Genomic DNA, 20,596 nt, shown 5'->3' on the forward strand with positions numbered 1-20,596 from the left:
CTCCTTCCGCGGGCCCGCTCACGGCTCGAGGATCTCCCCGGTGGACATGTCCACCGCCGGTCCGGGCTCCTCGGATCGTAGCGCGGCGAGGATCTGCGCGGCCAATGCCGGCCCGATCCCGTCGACCTCCCGCAGCTGCTCGGGCTCGGCCTCGCGGATCGCCCGGACCGTCACGAAGCGGTCCAGCAGCGCGCGCCGCCGGGCCGGGCCCAGCCCCGGGATGCCGTCCAGGGCGCTCTGGTTCTGGGCGCGGCCCCGCTTGGAGCGGTGGTAGCTGATGGCGAAGCGGTGGGCCTCGTCGCGCAGCCGCTGCACGAGGAACAGGGCCTCGCTGGTGCGCGGCAGGATCAGCGGGTGCTCCTCGCCGGGCAGCCAGATCTCCTCGAGGCGCTTGGCGATCCCGGCCAGCGCCACGTCGCTCACCCCCAGGTCGTCGAAGGCGCGCTGGGCGGCGGCGACCTGCGGCGCCCCGCCGTCGACGAGGATCAGCGAGGGAGGGTAGGCGAAGCGGCGCGCATCCTCCTCGCTCTGCTCGGGCGGGTTCAGGTGGCGCTGGAGGCGCCGCCGGATGACGTCGTACATCGAGCTGGTGTCGTCGCGGGCCGCCTCCCCGCTGACCGAGTAGCGGCGGTACTCGCTCTTGCGGGGCAGTCCGTCCTCGAAGACCACCATCGACCCCACCACGTTCGTGCCCTGGGAGTGGGAGATGTCGAAGCACTCGATCCGCAGCGGCGGCTCGGCCAGCTCGAGGGCCTCCCCCAGGTCCTCGAGGGCCTTGGAGCGGGCCGTGAGGTCGCCGGTGCGGCGCAGCCGGCCCAGGCGCAGGGCCTCCTGCGCGTTGGCGGTGACGGTGCCCAGCAGCTCCTTCTTCTCCCCGCGTCGCGGCACCCGCAGGTCCGCGCCGCGGCCCAGCAGCTGGCGCACCTGGTCCTCGTTCGAGGGGAGCTCGGAGACGAGCACCTCGCGGGGCGCCTCCCCGTCGGTGTAGAGCTGGGTCAGGGCGCGCTCCATGAGATCGGAGGGCGTGGACTCGTCCAGCAGCTCCGCCGTCCAGCCGCGCTGGCCGCGGATCCGGCCGCCGCGCACGTGGAAGACCTGCACGGAGGCCTCCAGCTCGTCCTGCACGATGGAGACCAGGTCCGCATCGGTCGCATCGGAGAGCACGACCGAGTTCTTCTCCATCACCGCGGTGAGGGCCTGCAGGTCGTCGCGCAGCGAGGCGGCCGTCTCGTAGTCCATCGCCGCGGCGGCCTCCCGCATGCGCTGCTCGATGCGCCGGGTGTAGGTCGCGGTGTTGCCGGCCATGAAGTCCGCGAACTGCTCGGCCAGGCGGCGATGGTCCTGCTCGGAGATCTCCCCCGTGCACGGCGCCGAGCACTTGCCGATGAACCCCAGCAGACAGGGGCGGCCGCTGCGCTCCGCCCGGCGGAACACGCCCGGCGTGCAGGTCCGCACCGGGAACACGCGCAGCATGAGGTCGACCGTCTCCCGGATCGCCCAGACCTGGGCGTAGGGACCGAAGGTGCGGTCCCCCTTCGCCCGCGGCCTGCGGGTGACGTGCACCCGCGGGAACCGCTCCCCCATGGTGATCGCGAGGAACGGGTAGGACTTGTCGTCGCGGAACTTGACGTTGAACCGCGGGTCGTACTCCTTGATCCAGGTGTACTCGAGGGTGAGCGCCTCGACCTCGGTGCCCACCACCGTCCACTCGACGCTCGCCGCGGTGGTGACCATGCGGCGGGTGCGGTCGTGCAGCGCCGAGATGTCCTGGAAGTAGTTGGACAGCCGCTGGCGCAGGTTCTTGGCCTTGCCGACGTAGACCACCCGGCCGTCGGCGTCGCGGAAGCGGTAGACCCCCGGGGAGGTCGGGATGGTCCCGGGCGCCGGGCGATAGGTCGCGGGATCGGCCATGGATCAGCGCGCTCCGACGGCGGTCCGCGCGGTCCCCTCGAGCATGGGCGCCAGGAAGCGCCCCGTGTAGGAGGCCTCCACCTGGGCGACCTTCTCCGGCGTGCCCGTGGCGACGACCTGGCCGCCGCCGGCGCCGCCCTCGGGCCCGAGGTCGATCACCCAGTCGGCGCTCTTGATGACGTCGAGGTTGTGCTCGATGACGATGACCGTGTTGCCCTTGTCCACCAGGCCGTCGAGGACGCCCAGGAGCTTGCGCACGTCCTCGAAGTGCAGGCCGGTGGTGGGCTCGTCGAGCACGTACACGCTGCGCCCGTTGTGGCGCTTGTGCAGCTCGGAGGCGAGCTTCACGCGCTGCGCCTCGCCGCCGGAGAGGGTGGTCGCGCTCTGGCCCAGGCGCACGTAGCCCAGGCCCACGTCGACCAGGGTCTGCAGCTGGCGGCGGATCGCCGGGACGGCGTCGAAGAACTCCACGGCCTCCGAGATCGGCATGTTCAGCACCTCGGCGACGTTGCGGCCCTTGAAGCGGACCTCGAGCGTCTCGCGGTTGTAGCGGTTGCCGTGGCACACCTCGCACTGGACGTAGACGTCCGGCAGGAAGTTCATCTCGATCTTGATGGTGCCGTCGCCCGAGCACGCCTCGCAGCGCCCGCCCTTGACGTTGAAGGAGAAGCGGCCGGCCTGGTAGCCGCGGATCTTCGCCTCGGAGGTCTGGGCGAACAGGGTGCGCACCCGGTCCCAGACCCCGGTGTACGTCGCCGGGTTCGAGCGGGGGGTGCGGCCGATGGGCGACTGGTCCACGTGCACGACCTTGTCGAGGTGCTCGAGCCCCGTGACGCGCTTGTGGCGCCCGGGCACCACCCGGGCACGGTTGAGCTCCTTGGCGAGCACCGAGAACAGGATGTCGTTGACGAGCGTGGACTTGCCCGAGCCCGAGACGCCGGTGACGGCGGTCAGGGTGCCCAGCGGGAAGGTCACGTCCGTGCCGCGGAGGTTGTTCTCGCGCGGGCCGATGACCTTCAGCACCCGCTGCGGGTCCACGGGACGGCGCACCGGCGGCACCGGGATGGACAGCTCGCCGCTGAGGTACTTGCCGGTCAGGCTCTCGGGGTTGAGCTTGAGGGCCTCCACGCTCCCGGAGTGCACGACGTGGCCGCCGTACTCCCCCGCCAGCGGGCCGATGTCCACGACCCAGTCGGCGGCGTTGAGGGTGTCCTCGTCGTGCTCGACGACGATCAGCGTGTTGCCCAGGTCCCGCAGCCGGGTGAGCGTGGCGATCAGCCGCTCGTTGTCCCGCTGGTGCAGGCCGATGGAGGGCTCGTCCAGGACGTAGAGCACGCCCACCAGGCCGGAGCCGATCTGGGTGGCCAGGCGGATGCGCTGCGCCTCCCCGCCGGAGAGGGTGCCGGCGGCGCGGGCGAGCGAGAGGTAGTCCAGTCCGACGTCCAGCAGGAAGCCCAGGCGGGCGCGCACCTCGCGGAGGATCTCCGCGGCGATCTCGGCGTCCCGCTCGCTCTGGCTGAGGTTCACGATGAACTGCTGGGCCTCGCGGATGGACATCTCGCACACCTCGGCGATGGACCGGCCGCCGACGGTGACCGCGAGGATCTCCGGGCGCAGGCGCGCCCCGTGGCATGCGGCGCAGGGCACCTCGCGCATGAACTGCTCGTACTTGTCCTTGGCCCAGTCCGACTCGGTGTCGGAGTGGCGGCGCTGGAGGAAGTGCATGACCCCCTCGAAGCCAGTGGAGTACGTGCGCTCGCGGCCGAAGCGGTTGCGGTAGCGCACGTGGACCTCGAAGTCGTTGCCGTGCAGCAGCGCCTCCTTGGCGCGCTGCGGCAGCGCCCTCCACGGCGTGTCCATCGAGAACTTGAGCTCCTCGGCCAGGCCCGCCAGCATCTCCTGGTGGTGGTCGCTGGAGCCCATGGTCCAGGGGGCGATGGCGCCCTCGGCGAGGCTCAGGTCCTCGTCCGGGACGACCAGCTCCGGGTCGACCTCGAGCTTCTGGCCCAGACCCGTGCACTCCGGGCAGGCGCCGTAGGGGGCGTTGAAGGAGAAGGAGCGCGGCTCGATGTCGTCGATCGTGAGCTCGTGGCCGTTGGGGCAGGCGCGCGCCTCGGAGAAGCGCCGCATCCGCTGCGGATCGTCCTCGTCGCGGTCGACGAAGTCCACCACCAGCAGGCCCTCGGCCAGGCGCAGGGCGGTCTCCACGGAGTCGGTCAGGCGCCGGCGGGCGTCGGGCTTGGCGGCCAGGCGGTCCACGACCACCGAGATCGAGTGCTTGAGCTTGCGGTCCAGGGTGATGTCCTCGTCCAGGCGCCGCAGGCGCCCGTCGATGCGGGCCCGGGCATAGCCCTGGGTGCGCAGGGAGGACAGCAGGTCGGCGTGCTCGCCCTTGCGGCCGCGCAGCACCGGGGCCAGCAGCTGGAAGCGCGTGCCCGGCTCGAGCTCGAGGAGGATGTCCACGATCTGCTCGGCGCTGGTGGCGGTGACCACCTCGCCGCAGACGGGGCAGTGCTGCACACCGGTGCGGGAGAACAGCAGGCGCAGGTAGTCGTAGATCTCGGTGATCGTGCCGACCGTCGAGCGCGGGTTGCGGTTGGTCGACTTCTGGTCGATGGACACCGCCGGGGAGAGCCCCTCGATGTGATCGACCTGCGGCTTGTCCATCTGCCCCAGGAACTGGCGGGCGTAGGAGGACAGCGACTCGACGTAGCGCCGCTGGCCCTCGGCGAAGATGGTGTCGAAGGCCAGGGAGCTCTTCCCCGATCCGGAGAGCCCCGAGAACACCACCAGACGATCCCGGGGGATCTCGATGTCGACATCCTTCAGATTGTGCTCCCGGGCACCACGGACAACCAGCGAATCGCTCACCGGTCCATCGTAGTGGCCGGATCCGACACGTGGTCGGGCCGGGGGTGTCCGAGCGGACACATCCTGTCCGCGAATATGCTCGGGGCATGACCTCCCAGGACTCGTACACCCCGCACGTCGAGGTCGGGGGACCCGCCGCCATGCGCGTGCTGTCCACCCTGATCATCCGCAAGGCCGCCGTCGGGCCGATGGACAACAACGCCTACCTGCTCAGCTGCCGGGTCTCCGGGGCGCAGCTGCTGATCGATGCGGCCGCCGATGCCCCGCGCCTGCTGCAGCTGGTGCGCGAGGGATCCCCCACCTCCCGCCTGGACACCATCGTGACCACCCACCAGCACCACGACCACTGGGGCGCTCTCGCCCAGGTCGAGGCGGCGACCGGCGCGGTCACGGCCGCCGGCGCCGAGGACATGGACGGGATCCCCGTGGCCACCGCGGAGCCGCTGCGCCAGGGGGACACGATCCGCGTCGGGGTGCACGACCTCGAGGTGATCGTGCTGCGGGGGCACACGCCGGGCTCGGTCGCCCTGCTGTGGCGCGGGGGCGCCGAGGGCGACCATCTCTTCACGGGGGACACGCTCTTCCCCGGCGGGGTCGGGGCCACGCAGAGCGACCCGGAGCGGTTCCGGCTCCTCCTGGGCGACGTGCGCGAGCGCATCTTCGACCGCCTGGGCGACGGGACCTGGGTCTACCCCGGGCACGGCGACGACACCACCCTCGGCGCCGAGCGCCCGCACCTGGACGAATGGGCCGAGCGGGGCTGGTGATCCTCAGGAGCTGCGCTGGATGCGCCGCAGCTCCTTCTTGAGCTCGGTGACCTCGTCGCGCAGGCGCGCGGCGACCTCGAACTGGAGCGTCTCCGCCGCCTGGTGCATCTGGGCGGTGATCTCGTCGATCATGCCGGTGAGCGAGCCGACCGGGTCGTCGCCCAGGTCGACGCTGCGGGCCGAGACGGCGTCGACCGCCTGCGAGCGGGCGCGGTCCCGGGCGACCCGGTCCTTCCCCGAGCGGTAGTCGGTCGACATCAGGGTCTCGGTGTCGATGTCCTCACGGGCCAGCATGTCGGTGACGTCCGCGATCCGCTTGCGCAGCGGCGTCGGGTCGATGCCGTGCTCCTCGTTGTAGGCGATCTGCTTCTCGCGGCGCCGGTTGGTCTCGTCGATCGCCTGCTGCATCGAGTCGGTGACCCGGTCGGCGTACATGTGCACCTCGCCGGAGACGTTGCGGGCGGCACGGCCGATGGTCTGGATCAGCGAGGTGCGCGAGCGCAGGAAGCCCTCCTTGTCCGCGTCGAGGATCGCCACCAGCGACACCTCCGGCAGGTCCAGGCCCTCGCGCAGCAGGTTGATGCCCACCAGCACGTCGAACTCCCCCAGGCGCAGCTGGCGCAGCAGCTCCACACGGCGCAGGGTGTCGACGTCGGAGTGCAGGTACTGCACCCGCACCCCGTTCTCGAGCAGGTAGTCGGTGAGGTCCTCGGCCATGCGCTTGGTCAGGGTGGTGACCAGCACGCGCTCATCGGCCGCGACCCGCTTCTCGATCTCGGCGCGCAGGTCGTCGATCTGCCCCTTGACGGGCTTGACGATCACCCGCGGGTCCACCAGCCCCGTCGGGCGGATGATCTGCTCCACCGCGCCGTGCGAGCGCTCCAGCTCGTAGGCCGCCGGGGTGGCCGAGAGGTAGACGGTCTGCCCCGTGCGCCGGACGAACTCGTCGAACGTCAGGGGGCGGTTGTCCAGGGCGCTGGGCAGGCGGAAGCCGAAGTCGACCAGGGTGCGCTTGCGCGAGCGGTCCCCCTCGTACATGGCGCCGATCTGCGGGATGGTCACGTGGGACTCGTCGATGACCAGCAGGAAGTCCTCGGGGAAGTAGTCCATGAGGGTGTTGGGGGCGGTGCCCGGTCCGCGCCCGTCCAGGTGGCGCGAGTAGTTCTCCACGCCGTTGGTGCTGCCCGTCTGGCGCAGCATCTCCAGGTCGTGGGTGGTGCGCATCCGCAGCCGCTGCGCCTCGAGCAGCTTGTTCTGCCCCTCGAGCTCCTCGAGCCGCTCGGCGAGCTCGACCTCGATCGACTCGATCGCCCGGGAGAGGCGCTCGGGCCCGGCCACGTAGTGGGAGGCCGGGAACACGTGGATCTGCTCCTCCTTGCGGATCACCTCGCCGCTCACGGGGTGCAGGGTGTACAGCGCGTCGATCTCGTCGCCGAAGAACTCGATGCGGATCGCGAGCTCCTCGTACATGGGGATGATCTCGACGGTGTCGCCGCGCACCCGGAAGGTGCCCCGCTCGAAGGAGACGTCGTTGCGGTCGTACTGCATGTCCACGAAGCGGTGCAGCAGCTCGTCGAGATCGATCTGCTGGCCCACGGCCAGGCGCACCATGCGGTCCACGTACTCCTGCGGGGTGCCCAGGCCGTAGATGCACGAGACGGAGCTGACCACGACGGTGTCGCGGCGGGTCAGCAGCGAGTTGGTGGCGCTGTGGCGCAGGCGCTCGACCTCGGCGTTGATGCTGGAGTCCTTCTCGATGTACGTGTCCGACTGCGGGACGTACGCCTCCGGCTGGTAGTAGTCGTAGTACGAGACGAAGTACTCGACCGCGTTGTTCGGCAGCAGCTCGCGGAACTCGCTCGCGAGCTGCGCGGCGAGCGTCTTGTTGTGGGCCATCACCAGGGTGGGGCGCTGCAGCTTCTCGATGAGCCAGGCCGTCGTCGCGCTCTTGCCGGTGCCGGTCGCCCCGAGCAGGACGACGTCCTGCTCCCCGGCCTCGATGCGGCGGGCGAGCTCGGCGATGGCCTGGGGCTGGTCCCCCGAGGGCTGGTACGGGGAGACGACCTCGAAGGGGTTGACGGAGCGGACGAGATCGGTGACGGGACGCATGGGACGAGCCTACGACCCGAGGCGGACAGGAGGTGACCTCTGTGGCGCGGCACGCAGGGTCCGGCGCCCGGATCGCGCGGGGAGCGGCGCGCCGGGCCGGGGATCGCGCGGGGTCCAGGACCGCGCAGCGTCAGGGGCCGCGCAGCGTCGGGGATCGCGCAGCGTCGGGGATCGCGCGGGGTCAGGGATCGCGCGGGGTCAGGGAGCCAGGCGGCCGATGATCTCCGCGGCGGTGCCCGGGCGGGCCGCGGCGTGGCCGGTGCCGGCCCACAGGTTCAGCCGCCCGGCGTCCTCCCCCGCGGCGGCGCGCAGCGGCGCGGTCATGCGATGGACATGGGGATAGGCCGTGATCTCGTGGGGCCCCAGCTCGTCGATGGTGCGGCTGCGGATCGCCCGCGCCGGCCGCCCGCTGTACACCCGCGTGACCACGGTGGGGGCGTCGCCGCCCAGGGCGCGCCGATGCGCGGGCCGGGTGCCGGCCTCCTCCGCCGCCAGCAGCAGCGTCCCGATCTGCACCGCGTCGGCCCCGAGGGCGAGCAGCTCCCGCACGTGCGTGCGCGAGGCGACGCCGCCGGCGGCCACCAGCGACGGGGCATCGGCCGCGGAGCCCACGAGGGCACGGACCTCGGCGAGCAGCCCGGGCAGCGGGAGCTGCGGCGGCGGGGCGTCCGCGCGGAAGGTGCTGCGGTGGCCCCCGGCCTCGGGGCCCTGGACGACGAGCACCTCCGGCGCGAGCGCGAGCACGCTGCGGGCATCGGCGGCGCTGGTCACCGTGACGCCGAGCTCGACGCCGGCGGCATGCACCCGCCGGGCCTGCGCCGGCGAGGGCGGACCGAAGGTCGTGGTCAGCAGGTCGATCCCGCGCCCGGGGGCGTCCAGCGCCGCGGAGAGGACCTCCTCGACCTCGCGCGCCTCGACCTCCGGGTCGACCACGACGGGCCGCGGCGCCGGCCGGCCGACCTCCCGCGCCCACGGGGCGAGGACCTCTCCGTAGCGCGCCAGCGCGGCGGGATCGGGACGATGGGTCTCGGCCATGAAGACGTTCACGCTCAGCGGGCCGCCGGTCAGCTCCCGGGCGGCCGCGATCTGCGCGCGCACCTCCGCCGCGGTGCGGTATCCCGCGGCCAGGCTCCCCAGTCCCCCGGCCTCGGTGACGGCGGCGGCCAGGCCCGGGGTGCTGGGACCCCCGGCCATCGGCGCTCCCACGAGGGGCAGGCGCAGGGCGTCCAGGACGGCGCTCGCGCTCATCGGGACTGCCCGGCGGCGGTCTCGCGGACGGCCGCGGTCGGCGCCGCAGGCCGGGCGGGCGGCGGGGAGGCCGCGGCGCCGAGCTCGGCGCGCAGGGCGGCCAGCAGGGTTAGGGAGCGTGCGCGCAGGGCCTCCAGGCCCTGCCCGTTCATGATCAGCCGATCGGCACGGCGGATCCGTTCGAGGTCGCCGACCTGGGCGCCCATCACGGACTCGGTGTAGCTGCGGGGCCGCCCCCGCCCCTCCTCGATGCGGCGCAGCCGCTGCTCGCGCGGGGCGATCACCGCGACCACGCACCGGTACCGTCCGTCGTCGTGGCCCTTCTCCAGCAGCAGCGGGCTGTCGTGGACGACCATCCGCTCCCCCGCCGCGACGGCCGCCGCCTCCTCGTCCGCGATCGCGGCGTCCACGCGGGACAGGACGATCCGCTCCAGGTCGGCGCGGGCCGCGGCATCGGAGAACACCAGGCGGGCCAGCGCCTCCCGGTCGGCGGTGCCGGCATCGCTGCGGTACTGCTCCCCGAACCGGGCGATCGCCTCCTCCAGGCCCTCCCCGGGCCGGTCCAGCACGGCCCGGGAATGGGCGTCGAGGTCGATCACCCGGACCCCCTCCTCGCGCCAGATCTCCGCGACGGTGGACTTGCCCGCACCGATGCCGCCGGTGAGTCCGATGCGCACGAGGGTGGATCCCGTCACGGAGCGTTCCATACCTGTCAGTCTAGGCATGGGCTCGCCTATCGTGGCCTGCTGTGACCCCTGTGCAGCTGCTCGCCTCCAACGACCTCCTGCGCGCCTTGGACCTGGTGGGCGTGGTCGTCATGGGCATCACCGGCGGCTCGATCGCGCGGGGGCTGCGCTTCGATCCGGTCGGCTTCGCCGCCATCGGCATCGTCTCCGGGCTCGGCGGTGGGATCCTCCGCGACGTGATGCTGGACCAGGGGGTGCCGGCCGCCTTCGGCGGGCCCTGGTACCTGGTGTGCGCGCTCGCCGGCGCGGGCTTCTCCTTCCTGGTCGCCGCGGACGGCACCGCCTGGCGCCGGCTCATGGTGGGGCTGGATGCGACGGCCCTGGGGCTGTGGGCGGCCACCGGCACCCTGAAGTCCCTCGCCGCAGGCCTGGACGTGCTGGCCGCGATCCTGCTGGGGATCGTCTCCGCCGTGGGCGGGGGCGCGATCCGCGACCTCCTGGTGGGGCGGATCCCGGTGATCTTCGGGGGCGGGCCGCTGTACGCCACCAGCGCCCTGGTCACCGCGACCGGCGCCGTCCTGGTGCAGGCCCTGCACCTGCCGGGCGCCCTGGTCCTGGTCGCCGTGGTGCTCGGGACCAGCCTCGCGATCCTGTCGCAGTGGCGCAGCTGGGGCCTGCCCAGCCATCAGGACTGGCAGGTCACCCTCTCGGCGAGCCAGATGCGCACGATGGTGCGCCGCGTGCGCCGCAGCGAGCGGCGCCGCGTGGCCCGCGAGACCGGCGCCATCCCCGTGCTCCCGCCCGATGCGGCCGACGGCCATCTGGTCGCCGAGGACCTCGGCTCCGCCGCCTCCGCCGCCAGCCCCCGCTCCCCCGGCTCCCCGGCCTGAGCGGCGCTCCCGCCGCGGAGGCGGGGGCCCCGGACCGGGCCGTCAGGAGCCGTCCGCGGGACAGACCGCGCCGGGTCCGGGATCAGGTCAGCCGGCCAGGGCGGCCAGGGCCGCGCGGACCTGCGCCAGGGTCAGCTGTCCCGGGGCGGAGGCCGCGCCGACGGTCGCGAAGGTCGCCGCCGAGCCCGTGAGCGGGCCGGACAGGCGGCTGAGGGCCCCCAGCGGCCCCATGCTCATGGTCACCACCGGGACCGGCAGCTCCTCGTGGGCGCGCAGCGTCGCGCGCATCAGCGCGAGGACGTCCTGCGGGCTGTGCGGCATGACGGCGAGCTTGGCGACATCGGCCCCCGCGGTGGCGATGCGGTGCAGCGCCGCGACCATCTCGTCCTCGTCCGGGGTCGCGTCGAAGCGGTGGTGGGATCCCACCACCCGCACGCCGGCCCGATGCGCGGCCTCGAGGGAGGCCCGGGCGGCCGTCGGGTCCGTGAGCATCTCGACGTCCAGGAGGTCCGCCGCCCCGGTGGCCAGCAGCCGCTCGTGCAGCGTCGTGGTCGCAACGCCGGTCAGGTCCGCCGCGCCGCCCTCGGCGCGCGTGCGCACCGTGACCAGCAGGGGGATGTCCCCGGCGGCCTCCCGCACCGTCTGCGCGAGCGAGGCGACCGCTCCGGCGTGCCCGGCGGCGAGCAGCGGGTCGGCCCGCCACTCGAGGAGATCCGGGGCGGCATCGGCCGCCGTCCGGACCTCCTGCGCCAGCCGCGCCGGATCCGCCGCGGTGACCGGGACGATCACGGCCGTCGGCCCGCTGCCGTCCAGCGGCGCCGCCGGGATCATCCCTCGGTGACCGCGTCGTACGCGGCCAGCAGCAGCGCGGGGTCCGGTCCTTCGAGGCGGGAGACCTTGCCCACCCGGTCCAGCACGATGAACCGCAGCGTGCCGGCGCGGGTCTTCTTGTCCCGGCGCATGGCGTCCTCGAGCTTGGGCCACTGGCGGTCGCGGTAGGTGGTGGGCAGCCCCAGGGAGGTGAGGATCTCGCGGTGGCGGTTCACGTCCTGCTCGGAGAGCTTCCCGGCGAGATGGGACAGCTCGGCGGCGAACATCATCCCCACGCTCACCGCGGCGCCGTGGCGCCACTGGTAGCGCTCGTTGCGCTCGATCGCGTGGGCCAGGGTGTGCCCGTAGTTGAGGATCTCGCGGTCCCCCTGCTCGGTGAGGTCCGCGGAGACGACCTTCGCCTTCACCCGGATCTTCCGCTCGACGACCTCGCGGAAGGCCTCGCTGGACACGTCCAGCACGGCGGAGGGATCGGCCTCGACGATCTCGAGGATGCGCTCGTCGGCGATGAACCCGCCCTTGACGACCTCGGCGAGGCCCGCGGCGACGTCATGGGCGCCGAGCCCGGCCAGGACGTCGAGGTCCTCGACCACGGCGATCGGCGGGTGGAAGGAGCCGACGAGGTTCTTGCCCTCGGCGGTGTTGATCCCCGTCTTCCCGCCGACGGCGGCATCGACCATGGCGGCGACCGTGGTGGGGACCTGCAGCACGTCCACGCCGCGCAGCCAGGTCGCGGCGACGAAGCCGGCCAGATCGGTCGCGGCGCCGCCGCCCAGGCCGATCACCAGGTCGGTGCGGCCGATCTCGGCCTGCCCGCACACTCCCCAGAGGAAGCCGGCGACCTGGGCGGTCTTGGCCTCCTCCCCGTCGGGGACCTCGGCGAGGAAGGCCTCGCGGCCGCTGGCCAGCAGCGCCTCGCGCAGCTGCTCGGCGACCTGCCGCAGGCTCGGCTGGTGGACCACGACGATGCGCCGCACCCGGGAGGGGACGTGCTCCGGCAGCTGCGCGAGGATCCCGCGCCCCACGTGGACGTCGTAGCTCCCGGTGGGCGTGCTGACGGGGATGACGGTGGTGCTCATGCGCGGTCCTTCCCGGAGGAGGTGGGGGCGGGGGTGCGGATCAGGTCGGCGAGGCGGCGGGCCAGGCCGGTGACCGATCCGCGATCGGCGTCGATGCGCCAGCGGGCGAGCGCGCGGTAGGTGGGGGTGCGCTCCTCGGCCAGGCGGGTCCAGCGCTGCAGGGGGTCCTCGCCGCGCAGCATCGGCCGGCCGGTGCCGGTGCCGATGCGCCGCGCGGCGGTCTCGGGCCCGATCTCCAGCAGCGCCACCGGCGCCTGCCGCAGCAGCGGCTGGACCGACGCGGTCATCGGCGCCCCGCCGCCGAGGCTGAGGACGCCCCGGTGGGTGCGCAGCGCCTCGGTGAGCACGCGGGCCTCGAGGGCGCGGAAGGACTCCTCGCCGTCGGCCGCGAAGATGTCCGGGATCTCGCGGCCGTCGCGCTCGACGACGAGGTCGTCGAGGTCGGCGAAGGGCACCTCGAGCAGCGAGGCCAGCCGGCGGCCGATGCTGCTCTTGCCCGCGGCCATCGGGCCGATGAGGACGATGCAGGGGCCGGCGTCCGCTCCGCTCACGAGGCGGAGCCCTCCCTGCCCTCCCGCTGCAGCGCTCCGGTCGCGGACAGGTGGGCGCGGATCTCCTCCACGCTGTCCCCTCCGGCCTTCTCGAGCAGGGCATCGGCCAGGGTGAGCGCGACCATGGCCTCGGCGATCACCGCGGCGGGCGCGACGGCGCACACGTCCGAGCGCTGATGGTTGGCGGTGGCCTGCTCCCCGGTGACGATGTCGACGGTGCGCAGGGCGCGCGGCACGGTGGAGATCGGCTTCAGCGCCCCGCGCACCCGGATCACCTGGCCGTTGGAGATGCCGCCCTCGAGCCCGCCGGCGCGGTTGCTCGCCCGCTGGGTGCTGGCGGCGTCCGCCCCGGCGAGGATCTCGTCGTGCGCCGCGGAGCCGCGCCGGGCGGCGGTGGCGAAGCCGTCGCCGATCTCCACGCCCTTCATCGCCTGGATCGACATGATCGCCTGGGCGAGCTTCCCGTCCAGCCGCCGGTCCCACTGGGTGTGCGATCCCAGGCCGATGGGCATCCCGTAGGCGAGGACCTCGACCACCCCGCCCAGGGTGTCGCCGTCCTTCTTGCACGCGTCGATCTCGGCGGCCATCCGCGCGGAGGTCTCCGGGTGGAAGCAGCGCACCGGATCCGCGTCGAGGACGGCGCCGTCCTCCGGGGTGGGCAGCGGGGCGTCCTCCGGGACGCGGATCGGCCCGACGGAGAGGGTGTGGGAGACCAGGCGGATGCCGGCGGCCTGCTCGAGCAGCGCCGCCGCGACCTTGCCGGCGGCGACCCGCGCCGCGGTCTCGCGGGCGCTGGCCCGCTCGAGGACCGGGCGCACCTCGTCGAAGCCGTACTTGAGCACGCCGGCGAGATCGGCATGGCCGGGGCGCGGGCGGGTCAGGGGCTTGTTGCGGGCGATCTCGCGCTCGTCCCCGGTGCCGGCGTCGACCATCAGGTCCTCGCGGGCGACGGGATCGGCGGACATGACCTTCTCCCACTTGGGCCACTCGCTGTTGGCGATCTCGATCGCGATCGGCGAGCCCATGGTCACGCCGTGGCGCAGGCCGCCGAGCACGCGCACGACGTCCTGCTCGAACTTCTGCCGGGTGCCGCGGCCGTGGCCGAGGCGACGGCGCGCCAGGACGGCACGGAGATCGTCCGTCGTCAGGGCGATCCCGGCGGGGACGCCGTCGAGGAGGGCGATCAGGGACTGGCCGTGGGATTCCCCACCGGTGATCCATCGAAGCATGAGCGCGATTCTCTCATGGGACGAGGTCAGACGGCCTCCACGCTCACCACCAGGACGGGGCTCTCCCCCTCCATCACCACCGGCAGCAGGTGCACGGTGCGCACCGCACCGGTGGTCCGGTCCTCGGCCACGGCCTCGACGGGCTCCGGCGAGGTCAGGTCCACCCGGTCCAGCACCGAGACGATCCGCAGATCCCGCTGGCCCGCGAGCTCCAGGATCCGGTTGCCGGCGGAGACCGCCCGCTGGGAGGTCAGGGAGCGGGGCTTGACCGCGGAGGTCTCGTCATAGACGGGATACACGATCACGGCGGCGTCCTCGTCGGTGAGCACGGCGGTCGCCTCGTCGGACAGCGGCGCCCCCTCGGCGTAGAACAGCTGGAAGTCGGAGCCGTAGGCGAGGCTCTCGGCGACGTAGCCGTAGTAGGTCTGCTTCTGCCCGGACGCGTCCGTGATGGAGCAGGTCGAGAACTGCCCGGGCCTCTCCGTGGACAGGGTGCCGGTGCAGAACGCGTCGTCGACCTGGCCGGGCAGGGCGACCCATTCGGCCAGGCGGTCCTCGACGAGGTCGCGGGGCACCGTGCGGTCGCTGCCGGCGCGCTGCTCCGGGGTGAAGACCCCCGGCCCGGCGGCGATGAGCTGGGTGGGGGCGGGCGCGGAGTCCGTCGTCTCCGCGGCGGACGGCTCCGTCGGCAGATGGGCGGGGACCGCCGGGGCGGTCGCGAAGGCGGCGGCGGCGAACCCGAGGCCGGCCAGGACCGGGGCGGTCAGGGCGGCGACGGTCGCGACGGCGGTGCGACGGGGGCGGTACGGCATGCGGGGACTTCCTTGCTGTCGGTGCGAGGCGCCGTGCAACGCCTCCGGCCGATGCTCCGTGGCCCGCCAGGCCCGAAGAACCTGGACACTTGACCACGGCTTTACCGAATCATCAACCGAGCAACACCATGGCATGCGGACGCGTGGGCGTCAACCATCCGCCGCCCCGGGACCTCTCAGTCCTCGTCGAGCTCGACCGAGGGAAGGGGGGTGAGACCGTCGATCAGCGGCACCACGTCCTTGATGCCGTCCAGCACGAGCGAGGGCCGGTACGGGAAGCGGGTGATCTCCTCCGGACGCGTCGACCCCGTCATCACGAGGATCGAGCGCATGCCCGCCTCCAGGCCGGACTTCACGTCGGTGTCCATCCGGTCGCCGATCATCACGGAGGTCTCCGAGTGGGCCTCGATGCGGTTCAGCGCCGTGCGCATCATGAGCGGGTTGGGCTTGCCCACGTAGTAGGGCTGGATGCCGGTCGCGGCCGTGATCATCGCCGCGACCGCCCCGGTGGCCGGCAGCGGCCCCTCCGGGCTGGGCCCGGTCACGTCCGGGTTCGTCGCGATGAACTTCGCCCCGGAGCCGATCAGGCGGATCGCCCGCGTGATGGCCTCGAAGGAGTAGGTGCGCGTCTCCCCCAGCACCACGAACTCGACGTCGGTGTCCGAGAGGATGAAGCCGGCCTCGTGCATGGCGCTGGTCAGGCCGGCCTCTCCGATCACGTACGCGGAGCCGCCCGGGGACTGCTCGGACAGGAACTGCGCGGTGGCCAGGGCGCTGGTCCAGATCGCGTTTTCCTCCAGGTCGATCCCGGCGCGCGCGAGACGGGCACGCAGGTCCCGAGGCGTGAAGATCGAGTTGTTGGTGAGGACCAGGAAGCGGCGCCCGCAGCGCTGCAGCTCGGCGATGAACTCCGCCGCCCCCGGCAGCGCCATCTGCTCATGGACGAGCACCCCGTCCATGTCGGTGAGCCAGGTGCTGACAGGACGGTCATCGAAAGTGGTGGTCATGAGGACAGTCTGCCCGAGGTTCCCCGCGCGGGCCACCGCGCTCGCCCGCCGCGGACGACGACGGGGCACCACCGATGCGGTGGTGCCCCGTCGGGCGATCAGGCGGAGGCCGGCGCGCGGCCGGCCTCCGGTCCGATCAGTTGCCGGTGAGCTTGGCGCGCAGGGCGGCCAGGGCCTCGTCCGAGGCGAGCGTGCCCTCGTCCGAGGAGCTCGACTGGTAGGAGGCCTGGGCGGCCGGGGCCGGAGCAGCGGACTCGGTCTGCGTGCTGGCGCCGGAAGCGGACTCCTCGTCGGCCTTGAGCGCCTCGGCGACCTGGGCCTTGTGCGCGGTCCAGCGCTCGTAGGCGGCCGCGTACTGGGCCTCCCACTCCTCGCGCTGCGCGTCGTAGCCCTCGAGCCACTCGTTGGTCTCCGGGTCGAAGCCCTCGGGGTACTTGTACTCGCCGTTGGCGTCGTACTCCGCGGCCATGCCGTAGAGGGCCGGGTCGAAGGTGGTGTCGTCGCCCTCGGGGTCGACGCCCTCGTTGGCCTGCTTGAGCGAGAGCGAGATGCGGCGACGCTCGAGATCGATGTCGATGACCTTGACGAAGACGTCCTGGTCGACGGTGACGACCTGCTCGGGCAGATCCACGTGGCGCACGGCCAGCTCGGAGATGTGCACGAGGCCCTCGATGCCGTCCTCGACGCGGACGAACGCACCGAAGGGGACCAGCTTGGTGACCTTGCCGGGCACGACCTCGCCGATGGCGTGGGTGCGCGCGAACAGCTGCCACGGGTCCTCCTGGGTCGCCTTCAGCGACAGGGAGACGCGCTCGCGGTCCATGTCGACGTCCAGGACCTCGACCTTGACCTTGGTGCCGACCTCGACGACCTCGGAGGGGTGGTCGATGTGCTTCCAGGACAGCTCGGAGACGTGCACGAGGCCGTCCACGCCGCCCAGGTCGACGAAGGCGCCGAAGTTGACGATCGAGGACACGACGCCCTCGCGGACCTGGCCCTTCTGCAGGGTCTGCAGGAAGTCGGAGCGGACCGCGGACTGGGTCTCCTCCAGGTAGGCGCGACGCGAGAGGACCACGTTGTTGCGGTTCTTGTCGAGCTCGATGATCTTGGCCTCGATCTCCTGGCCGACGTACGGCTGCAGGTCGCGGACGCGGCGCATCTCGACGAGGGAGGCGGGGAGGAAGCCGCGCAGGCCGATGTCGACGATCAGGCCGCCCTTGACGACCTCGATGACGTGACCGGTGACGACGCCCTCGTCCTCCTTGATCTGCTCGATCGTGCCCCAGGCGCGCTCGTACTGGGCGCGCTTCTTGGACAGGATCAGGCGACCCTCCTTGTCCTCCTTCTGGAGGACCAGGGCCTCGACCTCGTCGCCGACCTCGACGACCTCGGAGGGGTCGACGTCGTGCTTGATGGAGAGCTCGCGGGACGGGATGACGCCTTCGGTCTTGTAGCCGATGTCGAGCAGGACCTCGTCGCGATCGACCTTCACCACGGTGCCCTCGACGATGTCGCCATCGTTGAAGTACTTGATGGTCGAATCGATGGCGGCCATGAGATCTTCGGCCGTGCCGATGTCGTTGATGGCGATCTGAGGGGCGGTGGTGTCGGTCATGTAGGTCGGAACTCCGTAGGAACAGGAATGAGTAGGAACGGGGACGAACATCCGGGCGCGGTCAGCGCACAGACGGACTCAAGCATAGCAGGGCCGCGTCTCGGTGACGACGGCTTTTCCGCATGCCCCGTCGCACATGCCGCCGGGCGTGCTCCCGGTGCGCGCCCGGGATGCGCTCGCAGCGCCCCCGAGCGGACCCGCCGGGCGCGCGGGGGCCCGGCGGGCATGCCCATCGGCCCCCGCGCACGGCGCGGCGCTCGGCCCGCTCAGTGCGCGGCGTCGAGCCAGGTGCGGCCGATGCCCACCCCCACCTCGAGCGGCACGGACAGCTCGTAGGCGCCGTCCATGCCGTCCACGACGATCTCGCGGACCTGCTCGAGCTCTCCCGGGGCGACCTCGACCACGAGCTCGTCGTGCACCTGCAGCAGCATGCGGGAGCCGAGCCCGGCCTCGCGCATCCGCGACTCGACCGCGAGCATGGCGAGCTTGATGATGTCCGCCGCGCTGCCCTGGATCGGCGAGTTCAGGGCGACCCGCTCGGCGTTCTCCCGGCGCTGGCGGTTGTCGCTGCGCAGGTCGGGGAGGTAGCGGCGGCGCCCGAGGATGGTCTCGGTGTAGCCCGTCTCCCGGGCACGGTCCACGCTGGCGCGCAGGTAGTCGCGCACGCCGCCGAAGCGCTCGAAGTACCCGTCCCGCAGGGCGGTCGCCTCGGCCTGGCTGATCCGCAGCTGACGGGCGAGGCCGAAGGCGCTCAGGCCGTAGGCCAGGCCGTAGCTGACGGCCTTCGTCTTCGAGCGCATGGCCGCATCGACGTCCTCCGGGGCGACGGAGAACACCCGGGAGGCGACGAAGCGGTGCAGGTCCTCCCCCGAGCGGAAGGCCTCGATGAGGCCGGCGTCCTCGGACAGATGCGCCATGATGCGCATCTCGATCTGCGAGTAGTCGGCGGTCAGCAGCGCCTCGTAGCCGTCGCCCGCGGCGAAGACGCCGCGCAGCCGGCGCCCCTCCGCCGTGCGCACGGGGATGTTCTGGAGGTTCGGCTCCGTCGAGGCCAGCCGGCCGGTCGCGGCGGCGGTCTGCTGGAAGGTGGTGTGGACGCGGCCGGTGCCGTCGGTCGCCGCGTCCAGCCCGCTCACGTACCCGGTGAGCTTGCTCATCTCGCGGAACCGCAGCAGCCAGGACAGGAAGGCATGGCCCGAGGACTCCGGAGGCAGGGAGTCCCGCAGGTCGATCAGCGACTCCGCATCGGTCGAGTAGCCCGAGGCGATCTTGCGGGTCTTGGGCAGGGCCAGGGTCTCGAACAGCACGGCCTGCAGCTGCTTGGGGGACGCGAGGTTGACCTCCTCCCCCACGATCGCCCCGGCCTCCCGGCGGGCCTGGGCGACGAAGCCGTCGAACTCGTCCTTGAGCTGGTCCAGGGTGGGCCGGTCGATCGCGATGCCCCGCTCATGGAGGGTCTCCAGCACCCGCTGCAGCGGGACCTCCAGCTGCTCGAGCAGCGGCCGCGTCCAGGGCTCCTCCTCCTGCGCCGCATCCAGGTGCGCGGCGACCGGGAGCAGCGCGGCCGCGGAGTCGGCGAGCCGGGCGGAGGCCACGGCGAGGTGCTCGGCGCGTGCCTCCGCCGTCTCCTTCTTCAGGGTCGCCGGCGTGGGCCTGCGCGGGCGCGGATCCAGGACGGTGCCGAGCAGGTCGTGCGCCAGGCTCTCGGCGTCGTAGCTGCGGGCGCCCGGCCGCAGCACGAAGGCCTCCAGCGCCAGGTCCCGCACCGGGGCGGTGAGCTCGTACCCCTGGGCGCGCAGCCAGACGCGCACGGCGGGGACGTCGGCGACATGGACGAGTTCGGCGGAGTCCAGCACCTCGGCCAGGGCGGACGAGGCGTCCTGGTCCAGCTGCTCGAGGGCCAGGACGCCGCGGCGTCCGGTGGTCGCGATGCCCAGCAGCGCCCCGCCGCGGACGTCGTCGGCGACATCCAGCGCCAGCTCGAAGGGGGCCGCCGCGAGCAGCGCCCGCAGATCCTCGGCCCCGGCGATCGGGAGATCCGCGGGGACCTCCTGCCCCGCGAGGGGCTCCGGCGCCGCGGCGCCCTCGGGGAAGAAGAGGTCCGGGAGGTCGCGACGCGTCGTGTCGCCGAAGGCGAGCTCGTCGAAGACCGCGAGCGCGGCGGTGCGGTCGCCGCGGCCGAGGGTGAAGGCCGACGCATCAACGGGGAGCTCGAGGTCGGTGACCGCGGCGTTCATGAGGCGGTTGCGGCGCACGCCGTCGATGTTCTCGCGCAGGGACTGTCCGGCCTTGCCGGCGATCTCCTCGGCGTGCTCGAGCACGCCCTCGAGGTCGCCGTACTTCTGGATCCACTTCGCCGCCGTCTTGGGGCCGACGCCGGGCACACCGGGCAGGTTGTCGGCGCTCTCCCCCACCAGGGCGGCCAGGTCCGGGTAGCGCGCCGGGGCGAGCTGGTACTTCTCCATCACGGCCGCGGGATCCATGCGTCGCATCTCGGTGACGCCCTTGACCGGCTGCAGCAGGGTCACACGCTCGTCGACCAGCTGGATGGCGTCGCGGTCGCTGGTGACGATCAGCGCCTCGCCCTCCTGCGCGGCGGCGCGGGCGGCCAGGGTGGCGATGATGTCATCGGCCTCGTAGTCGGGGACGGTCAGCCAGACGATGCCCAGGGCGTCCAGCACCTGCTGGATCAGCCCGATCTGGCCGTGGAAGGCCTCGGGCGTGGCGTCGCGGCCGCCCTTGTACTGCTCGTAGATCCGGTCGCGGAACGTGCCGCCGGGGAGATCGAAGGCGACCACCACATGGGTGGGCTGCTCGGAGGCCACCACGTTGAACATCATGCGGGTGAATCCGTACACCGCGTTGGTGGACTGGCCGCGTCCGTCGGTGAAGCGGTCCGCGGGCAGGGCGAAGAACGCCCGGAACGCCATCGCGTGTCCGTCGATCAGGAGGATCCTCTGGCCGGTCAGCTCGCTCGAACTCATGGGGGA

The 20,596-nt window shown here is 72.7% G+C and carries 15 protein-coding genes; 2 read left to right on the plus strand and 13 right to left on the minus strand.

Going from position 1 to position 20,596, the window contains the following annotated elements; translation table 11 throughout:
* Positions 1-18: 18 nt before the first annotated feature.
* Both uvrC and uvrA read right to left on the minus strand, forming a co-directional pair.
* Positions 19-1,911: an excinuclease ABC subunit UvrC gene (gene uvrC / locus BF93_RS02235; protein ID WP_038370265.1), complete on the minus strand. Its 1,893-nt coding sequence runs from the start codon at positions 1,909-1,911 to the stop codon at positions 19-21.
* Positions 1,912-1,914: 3 nt separating this feature from the next.
* Complete coding sequence (uvrA, locus tag BF93_RS02240; RefSeq protein WP_038370266.1) at positions 1,915-4,782, minus strand: excinuclease ABC subunit UvrA; 2,868 nt, start codon at positions 4,780-4,782, stop codon at positions 1,915-1,917.
* 86 nt (positions 4,783-4,868) lie between these two features.
* Here uvrA and BF93_RS02245 point away from each other — a divergent pair, with 86 nt between their 5' ends.
* On the plus strand, positions 4,869-5,549 hold the full coding sequence (locus tag BF93_RS02245) for an MBL fold metallo-hydrolase (protein WP_038370267.1): 681 nt from the start codon (positions 4,869-4,871) through the stop codon (positions 5,547-5,549).
* A 3-nt stretch (positions 5,550-5,552) separates the two neighbouring features.
* Here the strand turns inward: BF93_RS02245 and uvrB are convergent, their stop codons facing one another.
* From uvrB to coaE, 3 genes are all read right to left on the minus strand, one after another.
* Entirely contained in the window at positions 5,553-7,658 is a 2,106-nt protein-coding gene (uvrB, locus tag BF93_RS02250; RefSeq protein WP_038370268.1) for an excinuclease ABC subunit UvrB, read from the minus strand.
* A 198-nt stretch (positions 7,659-7,856) separates the two neighbouring features.
* Complete coding sequence (locus tag BF93_RS02255) at positions 7,857-8,906, minus strand: nitronate monooxygenase (RefSeq protein WP_038370269.1); 1,050 nt, start codon at positions 8,904-8,906, stop codon at positions 7,857-7,859.
* A complete protein-coding gene (coaE, locus tag BF93_RS02260; RefSeq protein WP_084148183.1) occupies positions 8,903-9,613 on the minus strand; it encodes a dephospho-CoA kinase in 711 nt (236 codons plus the stop codon). The genes BF93_RS02255 and coaE overlap by 4 nt, the downstream gene beginning before the upstream one ends.
* Before the next feature lie 41 nt (positions 9,614-9,654).
* On the opposite strand from coaE, the gene BF93_RS02265 reads away from it, so the two are divergent.
* The gene (locus BF93_RS02265; protein ID WP_051486417.1) at positions 9,655-10,482 is read left to right on the plus strand and encodes a trimeric intracellular cation channel family protein; all 828 of its coding nucleotides are present in this window, start codon (positions 9,655-9,657) and stop codon (positions 10,480-10,482) included.
* Positions 10,483-10,569: 87 nt separating this feature from the next.
* Here BF93_RS02265 and aroD read toward each other — a convergent pair whose 3' ends face one another.
* The 8 genes from aroD to polA all read right to left on the minus strand — a co-directional run bounded on the left by aroD (position 10,570) and on the right by polA (position 20,590).
* A complete protein-coding gene (gene aroD, locus BF93_RS02270) occupies positions 10,570-11,313 on the minus strand; it encodes a type I 3-dehydroquinate dehydratase (RefSeq protein ID WP_038370270.1) in 744 nt (247 codons plus the stop codon).
* On the minus strand, positions 11,310-12,392 hold the full coding sequence (gene aroB, locus BF93_RS02275; RefSeq protein ID WP_038370271.1) for a 3-dehydroquinate synthase: 1,083 nt from the start codon (positions 12,390-12,392) through the stop codon (positions 11,310-11,312). The genes aroD and aroB overlap by 4 nt, the downstream gene beginning before the upstream one ends.
* A complete protein-coding gene (locus tag BF93_RS02280) occupies positions 12,389-12,943 on the minus strand; it encodes a shikimate kinase (RefSeq protein WP_232226153.1) in 555 nt (184 codons plus the stop codon). The genes aroB and BF93_RS02280 overlap by 4 nt, the downstream gene beginning before the upstream one ends.
* A complete protein-coding gene (gene aroC, locus BF93_RS02285; RefSeq protein WP_038370273.1) occupies positions 12,940-14,172 on the minus strand; it encodes a chorismate synthase in 1,233 nt (410 codons plus the stop codon). Before aroC ends, BF93_RS02280 begins: the two co-directional genes overlap by 4 nt.
* Positions 14,173-14,198: 26 nt before the next feature.
* Positions 14,199-14,984, minus strand: a complete 786-nt coding sequence (locus tag BF93_RS02290; protein ID WP_038370274.1) for a hypothetical protein — start codon at positions 14,982-14,984, stop codon at positions 14,199-14,201.
* A gap of 176 nt (positions 14,985-15,160) precedes the next feature.
* Positions 15,161-15,991 (minus strand): HAD-IIA family hydrolase, encoded by an 831-nt coding sequence (locus BF93_RS02295; RefSeq protein ID WP_038370275.1) that lies wholly within the window; start codon positions 15,989-15,991, stop codon positions 15,161-15,163.
* Positions 15,992-16,127: 136 nt separating this feature from the next.
* Complete coding sequence (gene rpsA, locus BF93_RS02300) at positions 16,128-17,606, minus strand: 30S ribosomal protein S1 (RefSeq protein WP_038370276.1); 1,479 nt, start codon at positions 17,604-17,606, stop codon at positions 16,128-16,130.
* A gap of 266 nt (positions 17,607-17,872) precedes the next feature.
* Entirely contained in the window at positions 17,873-20,590 is a 2,718-nt protein-coding gene (gene polA, locus BF93_RS02305; RefSeq protein WP_038370277.1) for a DNA polymerase I, read from the minus strand.
* Between the last annotated feature and the right edge of the window lie 6 nt (positions 20,591-20,596).

Origin of the sequence: Brachybacterium phenoliresistens, assembly GCF_000576425.1 — a bacterium.
GTDB lineage: Bacteria > Actinomycetota > Actinomycetes > Actinomycetales > Dermabacteraceae > Brachybacterium > Brachybacterium phenoliresistens.

Bases quoted from the DNA above. Each gene is read 5' to 3' on its own strand.
- uvrB (WP_038370268.1), bottom strand. From the start codon at position 7,658: ATGCGTCCCGTCACCGATCTCGTCCGCTCCGTCAACCCCTTCGAGGTC.
- BF93_RS02255 (WP_038370269.1), bottom strand. From the start codon at position 8,906: ATGAGCGCGAGCGCCGTCCTGGACGCCCTGCGCCTGCCCCTCGTGGGA.
- coaE (WP_084148183.1), bottom strand. From the start codon at position 9,613: ATGGAACGCTCCGTGACGGGATCCACCCTCGTGCGCATCGGACTCACC.
- BF93_RS02295 (WP_038370275.1), bottom strand. From the start codon at position 15,991: ATGACCACCACTTTCGATGACCGTCCTGTCAGCACCTGGCTCACCGAC.
- aroC (WP_038370273.1), bottom strand. From the start codon at position 14,172: ATGCTTCGATGGATCACCGGTGGGGAATCCCACGGCCAGTCCCTGATC.
- rpsA (WP_038370276.1), bottom strand. From the start codon at position 17,606: ATGACCGACACCACCGCCCCTCAGATCGCCATCAACGACATCGGCACG.
- uvrC (WP_038370265.1), bottom strand. From the start codon at position 1,911: ATGGCCGATCCCGCGACCTATCGCCCGGCGCCCGGGACCATCCCGACC.
- BF93_RS02245 (WP_038370267.1), top strand. From the start codon at position 4,869: ATGACCTCCCAGGACTCGTACACCCCGCACGTCGAGGTCGGGGGACCC.
- aroD (WP_038370270.1), bottom strand. From the start codon at position 11,313: ATGATCCCGGCGGCGCCGCTGGACGGCAGCGGGCCGACGGCCGTGATC.
- BF93_RS02290 (WP_038370274.1), bottom strand. From the start codon at position 14,984: ATGCCGTACCGCCCCCGTCGCACCGCCGTCGCGACCGTCGCCGCCCTG.
- polA (WP_038370277.1), bottom strand. From the start codon at position 20,590: ATGAGTTCGAGCGAGCTGACCGGCCAGAGGATCCTCCTGATCGACGGA.
- aroB (WP_038370271.1), bottom strand. From the start codon at position 12,392: ATGAGCACCACCGTCATCCCCGTCAGCACGCCCACCGGGAGCTACGAC.